The 18193-nt window shown below is 64.3% G+C and carries 18 protein-coding genes and 1 pseudogene; 7 read left to right on the forward strand and 12 right to left on the reverse strand.

Going from position 1 to position 18193, the window contains the following annotated elements; genetic code table 11:
* Window position 1: 1 nt before the first annotated feature.
* Window positions 2-2674 (reverse strand): glycoside hydrolase domain-containing protein, encoded by a 2673-nt coding sequence (locus tag BCO18175_RS14650; RefSeq protein ID WP_254608076.1) that lies wholly within the window; start codon window positions 2672-2674, stop codon window positions 2-4.
* Between BCO18175_RS14650 and BCO18175_RS14655 the strand changes: the two genes are divergently transcribed.
* The 4 genes from BCO18175_RS14655 (at window position 2662) to BCO18175_RS14670 (ending at window position 4982) form a co-directional block, all read left to right on the forward strand.
* Window positions 2662-2976 (forward strand): hypothetical protein, encoded by a 315-nt coding sequence (locus tag BCO18175_RS14655; RefSeq protein ID WP_174981877.1) that lies wholly within the window; start codon window positions 2662-2664, stop codon window positions 2974-2976. The two genes, BCO18175_RS14650 and BCO18175_RS14655, sit on opposite strands and share 13 nt — an antisense overlap.
* A 134-nt stretch (window positions 2977-3110) precedes the next feature.
* Window positions 3111-3365 (forward strand): TolC family protein, encoded by a 255-nt coding sequence (locus BCO18175_RS41000; RefSeq protein ID WP_174982255.1) that lies wholly within the window; start codon window positions 3111-3113, stop codon window positions 3363-3365.
* A gap of 423 nt (window positions 3366-3788) precedes the next feature.
* A complete protein-coding gene (locus BCO18175_RS14665; protein ID WP_174981880.1) occupies window positions 3789-4115 on the forward strand; it encodes a hypothetical protein in 327 nt (108 codons plus the stop codon).
* Between the two features lie 15 nt (window positions 4116-4130).
* Entirely contained in the window at window positions 4131-4982 is an 852-nt protein-coding gene (locus tag BCO18175_RS14670) for a hypothetical protein (protein WP_174981882.1), read from the forward strand.
* 168 nt (window positions 4983-5150) lie between these two features.
* Here the strand turns inward: BCO18175_RS14670 and BCO18175_RS41005 are convergent, their stop codons facing one another.
* The 3 genes from BCO18175_RS41005 to BCO18175_RS14685 form a co-directional block, all read right to left on the reverse strand.
* Entirely contained in the window at window positions 5151-5642 is a 492-nt protein-coding gene (locus BCO18175_RS41005) for a HEAT repeat domain-containing protein (RefSeq protein WP_368040721.1), read from the reverse strand.
* Between the two features lie 206 nt (window positions 5643-5848).
* A complete protein-coding gene (locus BCO18175_RS14680; protein WP_174981886.1) occupies window positions 5849-6739 on the reverse strand; it encodes a glycosyltransferase family 25 protein in 891 nt (296 codons plus the stop codon).
* A 138-nt stretch (window positions 6740-6877) separates the two neighbouring features.
* Complete coding sequence (locus BCO18175_RS14685) at window positions 6878-7090, reverse strand: hypothetical protein (RefSeq protein WP_174981888.1); 213 nt, start codon at window positions 7088-7090, stop codon at window positions 6878-6880.
* Between the two features lie 942 nt (window positions 7091-8032).
* On the opposite strand from BCO18175_RS14685, the gene BCO18175_RS14690 reads away from it, so the two are divergent.
* The 3 genes and pseudogenes from BCO18175_RS14690 (at window position 8033) to BCO18175_RS14700 (ending at window position 9195) form a co-directional block, all read left to right on the forward strand.
* Window positions 8033-8209: a hypothetical protein gene (locus tag BCO18175_RS14690; RefSeq protein WP_174981889.1), complete on the forward strand. Its 177-nt coding sequence runs from the start codon at window positions 8033-8035 to the stop codon at window positions 8207-8209.
* Window positions 8172-8324, forward strand: a pseudogene (locus tag BCO18175_RS40610) (HlyD family efflux transporter periplasmic adaptor subunit); the annotation flags it as partial. The gene BCO18175_RS14690 and the pseudogene BCO18175_RS40610, both read left to right, overlap by 38 nt.
* 193 nt (window positions 8325-8517) lie before the next feature.
* A complete protein-coding gene (locus tag BCO18175_RS14700; RefSeq protein ID WP_174981891.1) occupies window positions 8518-9195 on the forward strand; it encodes a TolC family protein in 678 nt (225 codons plus the stop codon).
* Window positions 9196-9230: 35 nt separating this feature from the next.
* Here BCO18175_RS14700 and BCO18175_RS14705 read toward each other — a convergent pair whose 3' ends face one another.
* The 8 genes from BCO18175_RS14705 to BCO18175_RS14740 form a co-directional block, all read right to left on the reverse strand.
* On the reverse strand, window positions 9231-10418 hold the full coding sequence (locus tag BCO18175_RS14705; RefSeq protein WP_174981892.1) for a beta-propeller fold lactonase family protein: 1188 nt from the start codon (window positions 10416-10418) through the stop codon (window positions 9231-9233).
* Window positions 10419-10545: 127 nt separating this feature from the next.
* Window positions 10546-12051: a M81 family metallopeptidase gene (locus BCO18175_RS14710; protein ID WP_174981894.1), complete on the reverse strand. Its 1506-nt coding sequence runs from the start codon at window positions 12049-12051 to the stop codon at window positions 10546-10548.
* Window positions 12048-13337: a Zn-dependent hydrolase gene (locus BCO18175_RS14715; protein WP_174981895.1), complete on the reverse strand. Its 1290-nt coding sequence runs from the start codon at window positions 13335-13337 to the stop codon at window positions 12048-12050. The genes BCO18175_RS14710 and BCO18175_RS14715 overlap by 4 nt, the downstream gene beginning before the upstream one ends.
* Window positions 13338-13371: 34 nt before the next feature.
* A complete protein-coding gene (locus BCO18175_RS14720) occupies window positions 13372-14073 on the reverse strand; it encodes an ABC transporter ATP-binding protein (protein WP_174981897.1) in 702 nt (233 codons plus the stop codon).
* Window positions 14070-14837: an ABC transporter ATP-binding protein gene (locus BCO18175_RS14725; RefSeq protein WP_174981899.1), complete on the reverse strand. Its 768-nt coding sequence runs from the start codon at window positions 14835-14837 to the stop codon at window positions 14070-14072. The genes BCO18175_RS14720 and BCO18175_RS14725 overlap by 4 nt, the downstream gene beginning before the upstream one ends.
* Window positions 14834-15877, reverse strand: a complete 1044-nt coding sequence (locus tag BCO18175_RS14730; RefSeq protein WP_174972340.1) for a branched-chain amino acid ABC transporter permease — start codon at window positions 15875-15877, stop codon at window positions 14834-14836. Before BCO18175_RS14730 ends, BCO18175_RS14725 begins: the two co-directional genes overlap by 4 nt.
* Complete coding sequence (locus BCO18175_RS14735; protein ID WP_174981902.1) at window positions 15874-16734, reverse strand: branched-chain amino acid ABC transporter permease; 861 nt, start codon at window positions 16732-16734, stop codon at window positions 15874-15876. Before BCO18175_RS14735 ends, BCO18175_RS14730 begins: the two co-directional genes overlap by 4 nt.
* Before the next feature lie 69 nt (window positions 16735-16803).
* Window positions 16804-18012, reverse strand: a complete 1209-nt coding sequence (locus BCO18175_RS14740) for an ABC transporter substrate-binding protein (RefSeq protein WP_174981904.1) — start codon at window positions 18010-18012, stop codon at window positions 16804-16806.
* Window positions 18013-18193 lie beyond the last annotated feature (181 nt).

Below are 18193 nucleotides of genomic sequence, written 5' to 3' on the forward strand. Positions count from 1 at the left end.
TTTATCGCGCGCCGGCCTGGCGCATGCGCATCGCGGCTGACGACCCGCCAGCCGTCATCTGCGTGTAGTCCGCGTTCGGCCCGGACGGCGGCGTCAGGTTGTCGGCGGCCGCCCATTGCGTCGGCGTCGCGGACAGCGCGTAGTTCATCGTGCCGCCGTTGGCGATCTTGCCCAGCGGCAGCCATGAACCCGCGTAGTCCGCACCGTTCACCTTCAGCGCCTTGACATACGCAAACGACGGGCGCCCCGAGCTATCCATCGCGACCTGCTTGTCGCTTTCGAGCCGCAGCGTCTTGCCGTTGCCGAACCAGACGGTGATCCCGCTGAACTGCGGCGTGGACAGCGCGAGCCCTGCCTCCGACGGAATGACCGGGAACATGCCGAGCGCCGCCCACACGTACCAGCTCGATGTCGCGCCCATGTCGTCGTTGCCCGGCAGCCCGTCGCGGGAGGTTGTGAACGACTTCGACATGATGATCGGGAGAACGTACTGCGCGCCGCTCGGTTGCCCCGCCCAGTTGTACCCCCACGGCGACTGGAACGACGGTTCGTTGCCGATGTACAGGTTGTTCGACGATTCGCCGCCGTTCAGGTCGCTGGAGTCCGGCACGGTCGAGAACGGCGTCGTGATCGCGAACAGGTTGTTCAGCCGCGTGACGGCCGCCTGCTTGCCGCCGGCCGCGTCGATCAGCGCGCTCCAGTCCTGCGCGAAGGTCCAGAAGTAGTTCGGTTCCGTCGATTCGTGGAACGAACCCTGCACGAGCATGCCCAGCGTGCCGGGCGCCGAGCCGGCCGGCGGCGCGTTACGCGCGGCAATCACCTTGTTCGTGTAGTCGAAGATGTTGCGCCACCACCCGGCGCGCGTGTACAGCGTGCCGATGTTGTCGGCCGTCACGCCGACCGACGGCGCGTTCAGCACGCTGGCGGGCAGCGCCTGCAGGAACGCGGCCGCGGAACGGTCGCTCAGCACGCGCTCGATGGTCGCCGACGACGAATGACCGTCGTCGCTCTGCGACAGGTAGTGGGCCGTCAGGAAGTTGGCGAGCCCTGCCGCGCTCGTGCGGTCGTTGCACGCGCTGGACGGATCGAACACGGACTGCTTCGTCAGGCGGGCAGCCGACACCAGGTCGAAATCGGTCGCGCCGAACTTGTACGCGCCGGCAATCACGTTCAGCGCGTTGTCGCCCGCCATCGGCGTCGAGTCGTCGCTGCCGTCGACCCAGTGCGGGAACGCGCCGCACTGCAACGCGTCGACGACGAGCGACTGCATCATGTCGCTCGATTCCTTCGGTGCGAGCAGCGCCAGCAACTGCGCCTGCGACCGGTAGGTATCCCACAGCGAGAAGCCCGTGTAGTGGTTGCCCGCGCCGCCCTGCGATCCATCGGCGCGCCGGAACGCATAGTCGCCGACCTTGGCCGTCGCGCGCGACGGAATGGTGCCGGTCTGGTCGACCGACTTCGGGTAGCTGCCATCCGCGCTCCTCGGCTGGCGCATGCTGCGGAATTCGCCGTTCGTGTCGCTGTACAGCGTCGGCGTGCCGAACACGCGATAGAGCGCGGTATAAAACTTCGTGAGATTCGCCTTCTGCGTCGCGTCCAGCGATGCGGGCGTTGCAGCCTGGTCGATCTGGATCGTGTTGAGCCGGTCGTTCCACAGGCCGGACGCGTTCTTGCGTGCGTCGTCGAACGCGACCTTCTCGCCTTCGGCCTTCAAGTTGGCCTGCGCATTCTGGACGCTGACGGACGAGACCCCGACTTTCACGGTGACGGTCCGGTCTGAGTCGGTCAGGTCGAACTGCAGTGTCGCCGCGCCGTTGCTGGCGGTATTCACCGCCGATGTGCCCGCCTGCTTGCGCAGCGGCTTGTCGAAGGTCGCGTAGAAATACACGGGCGCATTCCACACCGTACCGTACGGCGTGCAGAACGCGGGCGCCACCGCCTGCCCGCTCATCGACTTGCCGTCGCTCGCGAGCGCCAGCGCGACGTTGTTCGCGGTGACCTTCGTGGCACCCGAATCGCTGTTGCCGTTCAGCTTCGCGTCGATCGAGAAGAAGCCCTTGTCCTTGTTCGTATAGGTAAAGCGCGCGATGCCGGCGCGCGCGGTCGCGCTCAACTCCGTCACGATGCCGTTCGCGAGGCGGACCTTGTAGTACCCGGGCTCTGCCGTTTCATCCGCGTAGCTGTACCCGATGCCGATCGGCCGGCCGCCCGATGCGACGGCCGTCGCCGCATCGGTCGGCAGCATCGCGACCGTGCCCTGCCCAGGGCACCCGACACCGCTCAGGTGCGTCACGCTGAAGAAGTCGATCGTGCCGCCGGACCCGCCCGACGACAGGTAGCCGCCCGAGCCGTTGAAGTTGTAGCGCGGCGTGTTCGGCCCGAAATTCACCATGCCGAACGGCACCATCGCGCCCGGGCTCACGTTACCCGCGTAGCCGGAATCCGAGTTGACCTGCGTGCCGATGAGTGGATTGACGAACTGGGTCAACGCCATGTTGATGCGCTTCGGCGGGGCCGGCTGATCCGGCTGGGACGGTTGCGACGGCCCCGAGGTCGACGGCGTGTCTCCCGCGCCGTTGCTGGCCGTCTTCACACCGTTCACGTCGTCGCCGCCGCACGCGGCCAGTGCCGCGCAAGTCATCGCGGCGACGAGCAAGAGTCGTGGATTTTTCATTTTTTCGATTAGTACCGTTAATTAAAACGATTGATCCGGCGCCGACGATCATCCGGCACGCCGCCTCGCTTGCGGCCTTGCGCGGCACATCGATGCCGCGCGGCGTGACGTCGGCTGGTCTCCCCAAGCGACGCCGCGCCGACTTTCACATGCGAATACCCGGCGACGATCGTTGCCGCCACAACCGTCGCCTCCACCGCCCTGTCTCCGGGAACGTCACATCCTTCCCAGGGGCTTACAGTGCCGCAACGGCTGTTTATTCACCACAAGAAGTTTCCCGAATTTTCAGCTTGTTTAACTAAACAAATGAGAATGATGTGCGCTGCTGCACAGAACGTCGCGCGTTTTCAGCGCAGCACTCGCGTAGCGCCGAGGGAACGGAAAGGGCAAGCACCGTGTTGACTGACCCGCCGGCGCCGCTTTCGGTAATGTCCGTATTCGGCGATCCCGTCAGGTTCAACGACGCGCCCGACTGAACGTCGAAAATAGCTATCAGGCGATGAGAAGCGCAACTCAGACGCTTGAACAAAGTGAATCGCCGCTCGAACTGGCCGGGCATTCCCATTCTGCGGCACAGAAGCGATATCGGATCGGCGTTGGGAATACTCTCGAACTACCGAGTGCTCACCCCGCGCTGGCTAATGCGAAAAAGCAGCGGATGCAGTCACATGCTGATTGGCGATCGGCATGACTTCAGCCCGCAGGCAAACTCGGACAACTCGGGATTTGGCGATCGGATCATTCAGAACAATCCTCAATAGACGGGATTTCTAACGTAACCGCAAGACCAGTACCGCCATCGCCATTACGGTGACTTGCGATGCTTCATCGCGTATTCATCGATAGCAGTTACAATCAACACGATCGAAACGACGACAGTGTAGTGTTGGTATATCTGAATCCTTCTTGTAGCAAGTTTTGCACTCGAGTTCCCACCAATTACCAATCAATTGAAAATAATTCGGCCGGATTTACATTAAATACACTCACAGTCTCAGATAATCCGAGCGCGGGCGACAAAACAGTTGCAGTTATTTCGAGTAGGAAACGGCGTCAATTGCAGGCACATCCCGTTCCAAGTGCAAGCAGCCACAGCCACTCGCTGCGACCCGACGTGCAGCATGACGTCGAAGCGGCGCGGTCGGCCGGATTTGACATGCCGGACGCGGCGCACGAATGGAAAACGCTCGATGATACGGCCGTCTTCATTGGCGCGATCAATCTCGTGATTGCAGCCTGTAGGTCTGTCGCACACCTGAGCGGTGCGCCCGGCCAGTTCACTTGGGTGCAGCTCGATGCGAATCCGCACTGGGTGCGGCAGCGCGACCGGTGCGACAGTCCGTTCTATCCGAGCGCGTCAATGTACAGGCAGCCGACGTTCGCCAACTGGCGGCCCGTGTTCGACGAAGCGGCAGCGAAGCTCCGCGATCTTGGCACCTGAAACGGAAACCACATCGTGCAATACAACCTCTGCATCGTCCGCGCGCCGGACAACCCGAATACGGCGGCGTTCGACGAGCTCGCGGAAGTCATCGCATACGGCCTGCGCGATCTCGGCCACGACGTGTACATGAACGACAACAATGTGATGCCGGACGCGCGCAACATTCTGATCGGCTGCCACCACGCCGAGCCGAGTTCGATCACGCACGTGCCAGCCGACACGATCGTCGTCAACACAGAGCAGATTCACGTGGACGAGTGCGAATGGAACGAGCGCATCTATTTCTGGACGTCGCGTTTCTCGACCTGGGACTACAGCGAGCGCAATCTCGCGAAGCTTCACAGCGTCGGAATAAGCGATACTCACTATTTGAAACTCGGTTTTCATCCGGCGTTGCGCCGTATTCCTGCGAATGTCGAGCAGGACATCGACGTCCTGTTCTACGGCTCGATCGGGCCGCGCCGACAGGCCGTGCTGGACGGACTGGCCGCGCGCGGGTTGACTGTGCATTCAGTCTACGGCGTTTACGGGGAAGCCCGCGACGCGCTGATCGCACGCGCGAAAGTCGTGCTGAACCTGCATCACTATGCGTCGCACATCTTCGAGATCGTGCGCGTGTTCTACCTGATGACGAACAGCAAGGCGATCGTTGGCGAAGTGTCGGCGACGACCGCTGTCGATTCCGACTATATGGGCGGATTCCGCGCGGCACCTTATGACGCACTCGTAGATGCGTGCGTCGAGCTGGTTCGGGATGTCGAGCAACGTCGCAGGCTGGAAGCGGCGGCGCTGGAAACGATCATCCAGATTCCGCAGTCGCGTATGCTGGCGCCATTGCTGGGCAATCGAACAACTTCGCGATGAAAGAACGCGCCACCATCCTGTGTCGAAGCGGCAACCGGATGCCGGGCTGTCGATTTGAGTTTCGTCGCTTGCAGATAATGTGAGCCAGCCGGGATAGAAGCAAGCGCCTGATCGAGACCGTCTCGCCCAGCTCAATATCAATCGGCAATTCCAGGAGCGCTATGACGCTCAGATTCGCGTTCGCTTGAGTGCCGACGCTACCTCCTCCCGCACCTCCGACACAGAATCCCCGGATGCTCGCTCCAAAGCCGGGATTGCCACCGGGTCCCGCAGTCTCCCCAACTCAAATGCAGCCCAGTATCGAGTGCCAGGGCGTGGCGACACAAGTGCCGCAACACACGGGGACGTGAGTGCCGACCAGTCTGGCTCGACGATCGCCTCGAGCGCATGACACAGGTTTCGCATAACCTCGCCAGGGTCGCCCAAACACGCCCGATCAAGAATCAAAGGGACGGCGGCCCACAGCTTCCGTTCCGCTGCCACACTCCACAATGCCGCGTACGGGTAAGCAACCCGGTGCCAATACTCTTTGTCATTCCAACATGGGTCGGCCTCGTCGGCCAGTGGTGGAACGGCGACCAGTTCATTCAGCACTTCGGCGTCCGACAACTTGGCGAGTGTGGCCGCCAGGTCATCGATGATCTGATAGGGCATCGTCATATTCAGAGGCTTGCGTTTAGCGGCTACGGTCCTTTTGACGGCTTCCTTCAACACTTTCGGGTCGCTTCGGCCTGCGGCTTAGCGTACGTAAAAGTCCGTCTCGTGAGGGCCCCCCTCATAGACGGTACTGGTCTTGTACTTACCCCCGACGCGGAAACCAGGCGAAAACACTAACGTGATTATGCAACCCGGCCTCTCCAGTGAGCTCAAAGGTCAGGCCGCACGCTCGTGCGAAAGCGTTCATATGCCCGCATTCCCAGTCGGTACTCCGGCGAGGTTTCAAGCGGAGCCGCATACCTTTCCATCTTCGCCTCGAGTTCCGTCAGGTTGAGGCGGTGGTCGCCTGCGAACAGGAGGCGCCGAAACAGGCTGATCCATTCGACCGGCACCGGGTCAACCAGCTCGGACGGAGCATGATCGATAGTGGATGAAATTTCGCTGTGCGGCGTCGCCAGAAACGGTATGAGTATTTTTCCTTCCAGTTCGCCTGTGTCCATCCAGTGTTTGTACAACACATCGATCGGGACATCGGGTTGATCACGCAGGGTCGAAAAAAGACTGCGCAGAGTCCGCTTTCCTGCGGGAGTCACAATGTAGGCCGCGGCGGACCATGAATATATGCCTCTGGCATCGAGGATGTCGACGGAGGACAAATTGAAGCGTCCGGAATCGTCCTTTCCAGATGGAGACGAGCGCCAGGTCATTCGACTATCCGCTTTCGCCAGCAGAAGCGGCAGAAATCTCCACGCGAACCCACACTCGAGAAACACGATATCCGTTGTCGGCTCGTCCTCCATGAAATTCTGCATGGCTTCGTTCGTCACGATATCGGGGAAAGCCTGGCTGATTTCAACATCATCTTCCAAAATGATCGTCGAAGACTCCGCATCCCCGCCATCTATTATTTTTTCATGGGACTGCCGACATGCCCATGTTCCATTTTTCAGTGCCGCATCGAATGGGCCAGCAGTCTCGCCGTCCACGGCAGCGAACCGCCGTATCATCGATGCGAGACCGAGCGCATGAATCTGTTTCTCGATACGGGTGCGCCGCGCAACCGATCGATCAAGGTTAATGTAGTAGCCGTCCAATGACATCCAAACTCCCGCTATGGTTCGACATGCTGACGAGGCATGTCGTATTTCGTGAATGGCGTGATCCGCCTATTCCAGTCCGCCGCCGCTTTCCGCAGTCACCGTATTCGACGAACCCGTCAGGTTCAACGACGCACCTGACTAAACGTCGAAATCGGTGTTGTCCGGCGACACGGTAACGTTCGGTTGCGTCACCTGGTAGGTATTCGTTCCGTTTGATTGAAGGCCGGCAACATCATTGACAGATGCACTGGTCGACATTATTTGCTCCTCGATCGTGTGTGGTTTCGTTCGACGCAGGACGTAAAGCATCATGCTGGCGACGCGCTCTACACCATCGGCATTCCACTTCATACCTTTGACGTTTTACAGGCGGCCTTGCTTTTATTTAGTATGATTAAACATTTACAAAACTGCTTCACGACGTTCCTGTCTCGTCGTCGCACTCCCTCCAGGATCAGACCGTTCCTCGACACCGACGCAGCCTTGACCCTCTGGTTTGCGCGCGCCGGAACCGGAATGTATTCGCCCACGCGTTTCTTTCATTTTCATTCGTTACATTCATTCCGGAAGGGTCGAGATCGATCGCCATCGATATTCTCAACTCACTGCGCACCTTTCACGACTAACGCATTCCGATACAGAAAGTGTTCCGATCATGAAATGAAACAACAACCAGCGTCAACGAGTAACAGAAAGTATTTTTTAAAGCAATGTCAGATAATTCATGCTTTTCACCAAACTGGAGGCGATGTCTGGTAGACGATCGGGCTCTGGCGCGACGTTGCCTGCTTCCGCATCGAGTTGCCCAGCAACAGGATCCGGCATTCTCCGATCGCTGCTCATCAACGCTCGCAGCCCGTTCGCCCATATCGTTCCGTCTGGTCGGAACCAGAGTCTCCGCAATCCCCAGCTCGCGTTCCCTGAACTACCCACGCATGATTGAAGAGCCAACGCATGCAAACCACGCAAACATGATTAATTTGAAAACCATGAATTTTCAAATGACAGGTGACAAACAAATTAATACATGAACAAAATTAAATAATTTGACCGTACGACACCCCGAACGCTAATTTCCAATGCTTCTTCATGAAAAACCATCTTTCTTTCAAGTTTCCTTCATGACTCAATGAAAATCTTTCATATGAAAGAAAGGTGTGGCAAAGGCGCGGGGGAAAACTACAAGAGACCGTCGTGGACACTCCGATAGAAATGAAGCATCTACGCATGCTCCAATCGATCCGGCGCTGGCCTGCCTGGTGACCATTGCGAGACTCCACGGCATCGCGACGGATGCCGCCCAGCTTCGCCATGCCGCTGCGCGAGGTGATCAGCCTTTCGACGCCGCTGCCCGCGCTCTGCCTGGACCGGAGCGGCAAGCACTCCATCATCGCCCGTCGCCAGCAGGACGCCATCCTGTCGTTCGAAGCCCATGCCACGCAGGCAGGCGGAAGTCGACGCTGCCGTTGAAAACAAGGACGTGGGCTTCCTGAAGGTCGGCCAGCGTGCGGCGGTCAAGCTCGACGCGTTTCCCTATACGCGGTACGGCATGATCGAGGGGACCGTCGTCAGCCTGTCTCGCGACGCAGTGCAGGACAAGAAGCTCGGCCTCTCGTTCACGGTTCAAATCCGGCTGAAATCGAACAGGATCTGGATCGACAGCCGATGGATATCGCTCTCGCCCGGCATGAGTGCGAAAGCGGACGTCACGACGGGCCGGCAATCGGTCGCCCGCTATCTGGTCGGGCCGCTCGTGGAAAGCGCGCAGGAGAGCCTGCATGAACGCTATCCGGATCGGGGCCGGCGTGCTGGCGGCCGGCCTGGTCATCGCGACGCCCGGATGGGCATTCGACCCGTTGATGACCCACAGCGTCGTGCCGGCGTCGCCGGCCGCGGGCATGCCGGGCGCAGGCAAGGGCGTCTGCACGTTCGGCGCACTGGCCTCGCCGCTGAGATTGCAGGAAGCAGTCGAGCGCGCGCTTTGCAACCATCCGAAAACACGTCAGGCGTGGGCCAACGTGAAGATCCAGGCAGCAGCCGTGGGCGTCGGACGTGCCGCGTTCCTGCCGACGCTCAACGGCAGCTGGCAAGGCACGCAGGACGTCGCGCACAACCATGTGACGGGGTATCCGCAATACGATTCGAACTATCAGACCCGCCTTCAGAACGCGAGCGTGTCGCTCAGTTGGGTCCTGTACGACTTTGGCGGCCGCTCGGCCTCGCTGCGGAACGCGACGGAACTACTGGCCGCGGCCCAGGCCAATCAGTTGGCGACATTGCAGACGGAATTCGCGGCCGTCGCCAAGGATTTTTACGCGGCACAGGCCTCGCAAGGCTCGCTGTCTGCAGCTCGGGAAGTCGAGCGCACGGCACTAGCCAGCGCCGAGGCCGCGACCGCACGCGTCGAACGCGGCCTCGGCGCGATCGGAACAGGGAGCAAGCGTGCGGTTGATTGATTACCGCACGCAGCCCTCTCGATCCCGCCCGAACCTCACCTCGGCAACGTCCGCAACGAAGAAGGCCCGCCCGTCAGCGCGATCCGCTTGCCCGTATCGCGCAGCTTGCCGCCTTCCACCGCATAGAGCGCGAGCTGCCGCTCGACGTTGAACTGCACGATCACGTGCCGGCTGTCGGCCGTGAACACGATGCCTTGCGCGGCTTCGCCGCCGGGCAACTCGCTCACCTTCACGGCCTGCCCGTTGCGGATTTCGAACAGCAGCACCTTGCCGATCTTGTGGCGGCCCGGGTTATCGGCCGTCAGGTTCGAGCCGTCCATCGCCTGCACGGCGATCCACTTGCCGTTCGGCGAGATCGCGACGCCTTCCGGCAGCGACGGCACCGTCAGGTACTGGACCGTGCGGAACGGCACGCGCGACACGTCGATCAGCGCGACGGTATCGGCATCGCCCGCAAGGGTGCCCGCATAGCCCGGCAGCCCCGCGAGACCGACGTTGCTGACGACGGCCCAGCGGTTGTCGCTCGACACGTCGATCGTGTAAGGCGCGACGCCGGTGCTCAGGCGCGACCCGCTGTCGGTCACCTTGCCGTCGTCGACGTTCAGCACCGCGATGCCCTGCTCGTCGCGCAGCGACACGAGCGCATGCTTGCCGTCGTGCGTGAAGCTGATCCCGGCCAGCCGCTTCTTGCCGATCCTCAGGCTGCCGTCGAGCGTCACCTGCGTGCCGTCGATGCGCAGGATCGACACGCTGCCGTCGACGTTCGCGACCAGCGCGAGCTTGCCCGAGCGGTCGATCGCGATCCCTTGCGGATGCGTGCCGAGTTCGATGCGCGTGATCGCGGGCGGCGCGGCGTCGAGACTCACGACCTGCAGGAACGTGTCGAACACGAGCTGCTTCGCGGCCGTGTCGTAGCGCGTCGGCGCGCCGACGAGTGCGAGCTTCGCGTCGGGCGTGATCGCGACGGCCTGCGGCGGGCCCTGGATCCCGTTCTCGACGTCGACCTGTAGCGCGACCTTCGGCGGAAACGTGCTGGCGTCGAGCAGCGTCAGCGTGTCGGCGGGCGGCGAAGCCAGATAGGTGTCGCGGCCTTCGACGCGCTGGTACTTGCCGTCGTTGCCGGACACGATCCAGTCGGCGGCGTGCGCGGCAACGGCCGTCGTGGCGAGGGTCAGCGCGGCGAGCAGGCGCGCGCTGCGCGGGCGAAAAGGATTCGAATGCATGGCGGTCGGTTCTCCGGATCGGTTGCGGACGCAATGAATGGCTCGACCCTGCTGCTCGACGGGTCGATGCCATCGCATGATGCCCGAAAGCCGGCGAATCCGGCGTCTCGCACCCGGTTCGTTTCGGTCAATCCGCCCGTCGCGCGCCGGACCACGACCACTCGCCGACGTCGTCGAGCGGATACACGGGCCGCGCAAGCCGCTCGTAGCGGAACAGCCCGTAGTCCGAACCCGTCACGCCGCGGCTGTCGCACTCGACCAGCGCGGCCGCGATCGGCACGAACACCGGCCGGCAATACATCCGCGACTTCAGCAGCAGGAAGCGCGCGCGGCGCGGATCGACGCCGACGCTCTCGAACACGCCGAGATCCCACGGCTCCTGCGTACGCTCGGTGATGACCAGCGTGGCCGCGCCGATGTCGAGCACGGCCGTGCGGCCCATGTACGCACGCTGGCCCGTGTAAGTCGGCCCCGTGATCACGTATTCGCCGTCGGTGAGCGCGCGCACGATGCCGGTCGCGCGAAACGGCTCTCGCCGCACACCGCCGTGCGACGGCATGCGGTTGCCGACCGGTACCGTGACGGTCGCGCCGACACCCGCGTCGATCAATGCCGCGACGGCCTGCGGGTCGCACAATGGCCCGCTGACGATGCCGTCGAGGCCTTGCGCGAGCGCGGCCTCGAGCAGATCCATCGTGTCGCACGGGCCGCCCGACATGCAGTTGTCGCCGTGATCGAGCATCAGCACCGGGCGATCCGCGCCGTGTGCGAGCGCCGCGGCCTGCGAGACCGATTCGGCGAGCGGCGCGCTGCGGTAGACGAACGCGTCGCGCTCGTCCCAGATCTGCCGCGCGATACGCTCGGCCACCGCGTCGGCCGCCGCCCGGTCGCCATCGGCCACCACGACCACACTGATGCAAGGCGCGGGAATGTCCGCGAGCGAGAAGCCGGGCAGCACCGATACCGCGAGCATCCCGTCAGCCTCGGCCGCGCGTGCGGCCTCCACCGCGCGTTGCATCGCGCCTTCCGCGCTCGCGCTGCGCAGCGTCGACGCCATCAGCGGCGGCTGCCGCCACGCGAGCACCGGCCGCGCGCGGCCATGCAGCCGGTCGAGCAGCACGCGCGCCGCATGCTCGCCCGTCTCGTACATGTCGACGTGCGGATAGGTCTTGAAACTGACGATCACGTCCGCGTGATCGACCATCTTCTGCGTGACGTTCGCGTGCAGGTCGAGCGCGACCGCGATCGGCGCGCCGGGCAGCGCCGCGCGCACGCGTTCGAGCAGGTCGCCCTCGCCGTCTGCGCTCTGCTCGGCGACCATCGCGCCGTGCAAGTCGAGCATCACGGCGTCGCAGCCGGGCGCCGCCGCGACGATCGCGTCGCAGATCGCCGCATATGCATCGGCCGCGACCGGCCCGCTCGGGTTCGCGGCCGCCGATACGGGCGTCACGATCTCGGCGCCTTCCCGCTCGGCCGCGTCGAGAAACGCAGCCATCGCGGTGCGCATCCCGCGATTCGCGCGATGCGCATCGTCGCCCCAGTCGGGGCCATGGCGGCCGAACGCGGCGAGCGGCGTCGGCACCGGCGAGAACGTGTTGGTTTCGTGGTTCATCCGCGCGATCAGGAATTTCATCGTGCGCGGCCCTCCGCGATCCCGGCGGCACCCAGCATCGCATGCAGCAACACGTTGCAGCCGGCCTCCAGATGCGCGGGATCGGCGTCCTCGATCTCGTTGTGGCTGATCCCGTCCTTGCATGGCACGAAGATCATCGCGGTCGGCGCGACGCGCGCGAGATACACGGCGTCGTGGCCCGCCCCGCTGATCACGTTCATCGACGACAGCCCGAGCGCGCCCGCGCCCGCGCGAACCTGCTCGACCAGCGTCGCGTCGAACGGCTGCGGCGGGAAGTACACGACCTGCTCGACGTCGATCGGCATGCCGGCCGATGCGCCCAGGTCGGTGCACGCCGCCCGCAGGTCGGCATCCATCGCCGCAAGCGTCGCATCGTCGGCCGCGCGCAGGTCGACGGTCAGCGTCACGCGGCCCGGAATCACGTTGCGCGAATTCGGGTGCACGTCGACCCAGCCGACCGTGCCGCGTCCATGCGGCGGATGCGCGCACGCGATGTCGTTCACCTTGCGCACGAGATCGGACGCGACGAGCAGCGCGTCGCGCCGCAGCGCCATCGGCGTCGGGCCGGCGTGCGCCTCCATGCCGTGCACGGTCACGTCATACCAGCGCTGCCCGAGCGCACCCTCGACCACGCCGATCGTCGTATCGTGCGCCTCCAGCACCGGGCCCTGCTCGATATGCGCTTCGAAATACGCGCCGACCGGATGCGCGCCGCGCCCGTCGTTCGCATCGCCCGCATAGCCGATCGCAGCCAGCGCGTCGCGCACCGACACGCCGTCGCGGTCGCACTGCGCGAGCGCATGGTCGAGCGTGAACGCGCCCGCGAACACGCCGGAGCCCATCATCACGGGCACGAAGCGCGAGCCTTCCTCGTTGGTCCACACCGCGACCTCGAGCGGCGCGCGCGTGCGTACACCCGCGTCGTCGAGCGTGCGCAGCACTTCGAGACCCGCGAGCACGCCGTAGTTGCCGTCGAACTTGCCGCCGGTCGGCTGCGTGTCGATATGGCTGCCCGTCGTCACGGGCGGCAGGTCGTCGCGTTCGCCCGCGCGCCGCGCGAAGATGTTGCCGATCGCGTCGACGCGCACCGTGCAGCCGGTTTCCTTCGCCCACGCGGTGAACAGGTCGCGGGCCTCGCGATCGAGTTCGGTGAGCGCGAGGCGGCACACGCCCCCTTTGTCGGTCGCGCCGATCCGCGCGAGACGCATCAGACTGTCCCACAGCCGCGCGCCGTCGACGCGCAAGCCGGACGCCGCGACGCCCGATGTCGAATCCTGAACTTGCATCGATGGAATTCCTCGCAATGAAAGGGCGCGGCGCTTACGCGACGCCGACGCCCAGGTAACGATCCTTCACCTCGTGATCGGCCGCGAATGCCGCGTTGCTGCCTTCGTAGACGATCACGCCCTGTTCGATCACGAAGTGGCGGTCGGCGAGCTGCGTGCACACTTCGAGGTTCTGTTCGACGAGCAGGATCGCGACGCCGGCCGCCTTGATCTGCTTCAGCTGCTCGACGATCTCCTCGACGATCACCGGCGCGAGCCCTTCGACCGGCTCGTCGAGCATCAAGAGCCGCGGGTGGTTCATCAGCGCGCGACCGAGCGCGAGCATCTGCTGCTCGCCGCCCGACAACTGCGCGCCGCCGTTGCGGCGGCGCTCCTTCAGGCGCGGGAAGATCCGGTAGATGTCGTCGAGCTGCCATGGTGAATCGCGGCGCGCACCGAGCCGCAGGTTCTCCTCGACCGACAGCAGGCGGAAAATCCCGCGATGCTCCGGCACGAAACACAGGCCGCGCGCGGCGATGCGATGCGCGGGCTGCCCGGACACCGGCCGGCCCGCGAACGTCACCGTGCCGCCGGTTGGCGCGACGACGCCCGCGATCGTCTTGAGCGTCGTCGACTTGCCCGCGCCGTTGCGGCCGAGCAGCGTCACCGTCTCGCCTTCGTTCACGTTCAGCGAAATGCCCTGCAGGATGTGGCTCTTGCCGTAGCAGGCATGGACTTCCTTCACGTCGAGCATCATGCGCGGCCTCCCGTGATCATGTTGCCGAGATACGCGCTGCGCACGCGCTCGTCGCCGCGAATCGCATCCGGCTTGCCTTCGACCAGCACACGGCCCTGCTGCATCACCGTGATCGTGTCCGAGATGTCCATCACGATGCCCATGTTGTGTTCGATCAGCACGACCGTGTAGTCGTCGCGCAGGCCGCGGATCAGCGCCTTCATGTCGTCGAGATCGTCGATCCCCATGCCCGACGTCGGCTCGTCGAGAAAGATCGCGCGCGGTCGCGCCGCCAGCGCCATCCCGACCTCGAGCCGGCGCTGCTGGCCGTGCGACAGCACGCCGGCCGCCGTATCGGCGAAGCGCTGCAGGCCGAGCCGCTCGAGCACGTCGTCGACGATGCCGTCGTGCGCAAGCGCACCGCGCGGCGGCGCCCACGGATTCAGCGCACGCCGCGATTCGACGCCCTGCGCGGCAACGCGCAGGTTCTCGCGCACGCTCAGGTTCGGAAACAGGCTCGTCACCTGGAACGAGCGCGCGATGCCGCGCCGCACGCGCCGGTGATCGGGTTCGCGCGACACGTCGTGACCGTCGAACAGGATCGAGCCCGACGTGATCGGCAGCGTGCCCGTCAACGTATGGAACAGCGTCGTCTTGCCCGCACCGTTCGGCCCGATCACCGAATGCACGGTGCGCGGCATGATCCGCAGATCGACGCCGCCCAGCGCCGTGAACTTGCCGTAGCGCTTGACGATGCCGCGCGCCTCGAGAATCGCTTCGCTCATTGCCGCTCCCCGGTCGTCGCCGCCGTGCGTCCGCCGCGTCGCAGCGACACGACGACGCGTTCACCCAATCCCCACAACCCGCGCTGCACGAACAGGCTGACCGCGATCAGCACGAGGCCGAGCAGCAGCAGCCAGCGCGGCCACAGCGTCGACAGCCAGTCCGCGAACAGCACATAGAACGCCGCGCCGAGCACCGACGCGAACAGGTTGCCCGTGCCGCCGATCACCGTCATCACGAGGATCATCTCGCTCGTGTGATAGTCGATGTTCGACAGCGGCGCGATGCCCGTCATCAACGCGTGCAGCGCACCCGCGAAACCCGTGACCGCACCCGAGATCACGAACGCCGCGAGCTTGAAGCGCTTCACGTCGTAGCCGGCCGCCGCCGCACGCGCCTCGTTGTCGCGGATCGCGAGCAGCGTGCGGCCGAACACCGAGCGCGACACGCGCAACAGCAGCCAGAACACCGCGACGAACAGCACCGCGACGAAGCCGTAGTAGCGCCACGGCGAATCGAGTGAAACGAGCGGATGCCCGAACAAGGACAGCGCTGGGCGCGGGATGTCGAGCAGCCCGTTGTCGCCGCCCGTGACGTCCGGTGTCGTGTAGGCGAGAAAGTAGAACAGCTGACCGAACGCGAGCGTCAGCATCACGAAGTAAGTGCCGCGCTGCCGGATCGAGAACCAGCCGACGAGCGCGGCCGCGACGGCACCGAGCACGGTGGCCGCAACCAGCGCGGCGGTCACCGATGCGACGCCGTGCGTCAGCACCAGCCCCGCCGCGTAGCTGCCGAGCCCGAAGAAGATACCCTGCCCGAACGACAGCAGCCCTGTGTAGCCGAGCAGCAGGTTGCAGCCGAGCGCGGCGAGTGCGAACACCAGCACCTCGGTCGCGAGCGAGCCCGAGCTCAGCGCAACCGGCAGCACACACACGACGGCCACCGCGAGCCAGCCTTCCGGCCGCTGCAATGCGCCGCGCCACGGCTGCGGGCGTGACGTGGCCGCCGTCCCGGGCGGCAGCGGTTTCGACGATTCGATCATGCAGCCCTCCCCAGCAACCCGTTCGGACGCAACAGCAGCACCGCCGCCATCGCGACATAGATCATCAGCCGCGCGCCTTCCGGCCACAGCGTGCTCATCAGGCTCTGCACGATGCCGACCAGCAGCCCGCCGACCAGCGCCCCAAGAAAATTCCCCATCCCGCCGACGACGACCACGACGAACGCGACGCCGAGTGCCTCGATGCCCATGAACGGATCGACGCCGCGGATCGGTGCGGCGAGCACGCCCGCGAGCGCCGCCGTCGCCGCGCCGAGCGCGAACACGAGGCTGAACACGCGCGTCACGTTGATGCCGAGCAGCGACACCATCTCCGACGATTCGCTGCCCGCGCGCACCGTGCTGCCGAGCCGCGTGCCTTCGAGCACCCACCACAGCAACGCGGCGAGCACGGCCGTGAACCCGATCACGAACAGCCGGTATTTCGGGTAGACGAAGCCGCCCCAGATCACGACGCCGTTCAGCGCGTCGGGCGGCGGCACGTTGTCGCCGAGCGGGCCCCACGCGAGGATCGCGCATTCCTGCAGCACGAGCGCGAGCCCGACCGTGGCCAGGATGTGGAATTCGTGCTGCTGCGCGTACACATGACGCAGCACGAGCTTTTCGACGCTCCACGCGAACGCGCCGACGACGAGCGGCACGACCGCGAGCGCGACCCAGAAATTCGCCGACCATTGCAGCGCCTGGTAGCAGAGATACGCGCCGAGCAGGTAGAACGCGCCGTGAGCGAAATTCACGAAGCGCAGCAGGCCGAACACGATCGACAGGCCGACGGCGAGCAGGAAATACAGCATGCCCACGCCGATGCCGTTGACGATCTGCAGCAGATAGACGTTCATGGCTTCCGTGTCAGAAAGGAAGGTAACGGACGTCCGCGGCGCACGAAGGCCGCGGACGCATGCACTGCGTCACGCGAGCTTGCAGCTCGTCTTGTCGACCGGCAGGAACGACTGGCCCGAGCTGACGATGTCGGCGTAATCGTCCGCGCTCTTCATCCGGCTCTTCGGCTTGCCCTTCAGCAGGTAGTAGTTCTTCAGCACCTGGTGGTCACCCTTGCGGATTTCCTCCGGGCCGGTGAGGCCGTCGTACTTCATGCCTTCCATCGCAGCGACGACCTTCTTCGGATCGGCGCTGCCGGCCTTCACCATCGCGTCGACCAGGATCTTCGAGCAGATGTACGAACCCGCGAGGCTGTAGTTCGGGTTCGCCTTGAACGTGGCGTTCGCGCGCTTCACGAGGTCGCGGTTCAGCGGCGAATCGATGCCGTGCCAGTACTGCGCGCCGAAATACACGCCGTCGCAGATGTCGGGCCCGAGCGCCTCGAACTGCTCGAGGCCCGACGCCCACGCCAGCAGGATCGTGCAGTTGCGCTTCATCCCGAAGCTGACGGCCTGGCGCAGCGTGTCCGACGATTGCGAGCCGAAGTTCAGGATCAGCAGCACGTCCGGCTGCGCGGCCGCCGCGTTCGTCAGGTAGCCGCTGAACTCCTTCTCCGCGAGCGAGTGGTAGCTGTTGCCGACATGCTCGATGCCCTTTTCCTTGAAGATCGCCTTCGCGGCCGAAAGGAGGCCGTCGCCGAACACGTATTGCGGCGTGATCGTGTACCAGCGCTTCGCCTTCGGCAGCATCTGCGTCAACGGGCGCACCGTCTGCTCGATCGCGCCGAAGGTCGGCACCGACCAGCGGAACGTCGCGGCATTGCAATCCTTGCCGGTGATCTCGTCCGCCCCGGCCGTCGTGATGAACACGCCGCCCGCCTTCTGGACTTCCTTGCCCATCGCCAGCGATTCGGACGACAGGATGCCGCCCGCGAAGAAACGCACGCCCTTCTGCTGCGCGATCTCCTGCACGCGCCGCACGGCGGTCGCGGGCTTGCCCTCGGTGTCGAGCGCCGTATAGGCGAGCGGCGCGCCGAGCACCTTGCCGTATTGCTGAACGACGAGCTGCATGCCGAGATCGGCGTACTTGCCGTTGGCGGCGAACGGCCCCGACATCGGCACCGGGCACGCCAGCTGGATGGATGAGCCCTGCGCGAACGCGGCACGGGACGACATGCTGCCGAGCGCACCCGGCACGGCCGACAACGCGGCCAGTTTCAACAGTTCTCGGCGATTCAAGTTGACGCTCCTGATAAAGGGGGACACACGCGATGCGACCGACTGCCAAACCGTGCCCACGCCCTGCAGGATGCGCGCCGCCGGTTGATCCTATTTATCATGATAAATAGAATGAACCTGATGCTAGAGTTGATCAAAATTGGTGTCAATCAGGCAAAATTCCCTACCCGCGCCGGAACGG

It is taken from the genome of Burkholderia lata (assembly GCF_902499335.1).
GTDB lineage: Bacteria > Pseudomonadota > Gammaproteobacteria > Burkholderiales > Burkholderiaceae > Burkholderia > Burkholderia lata_B.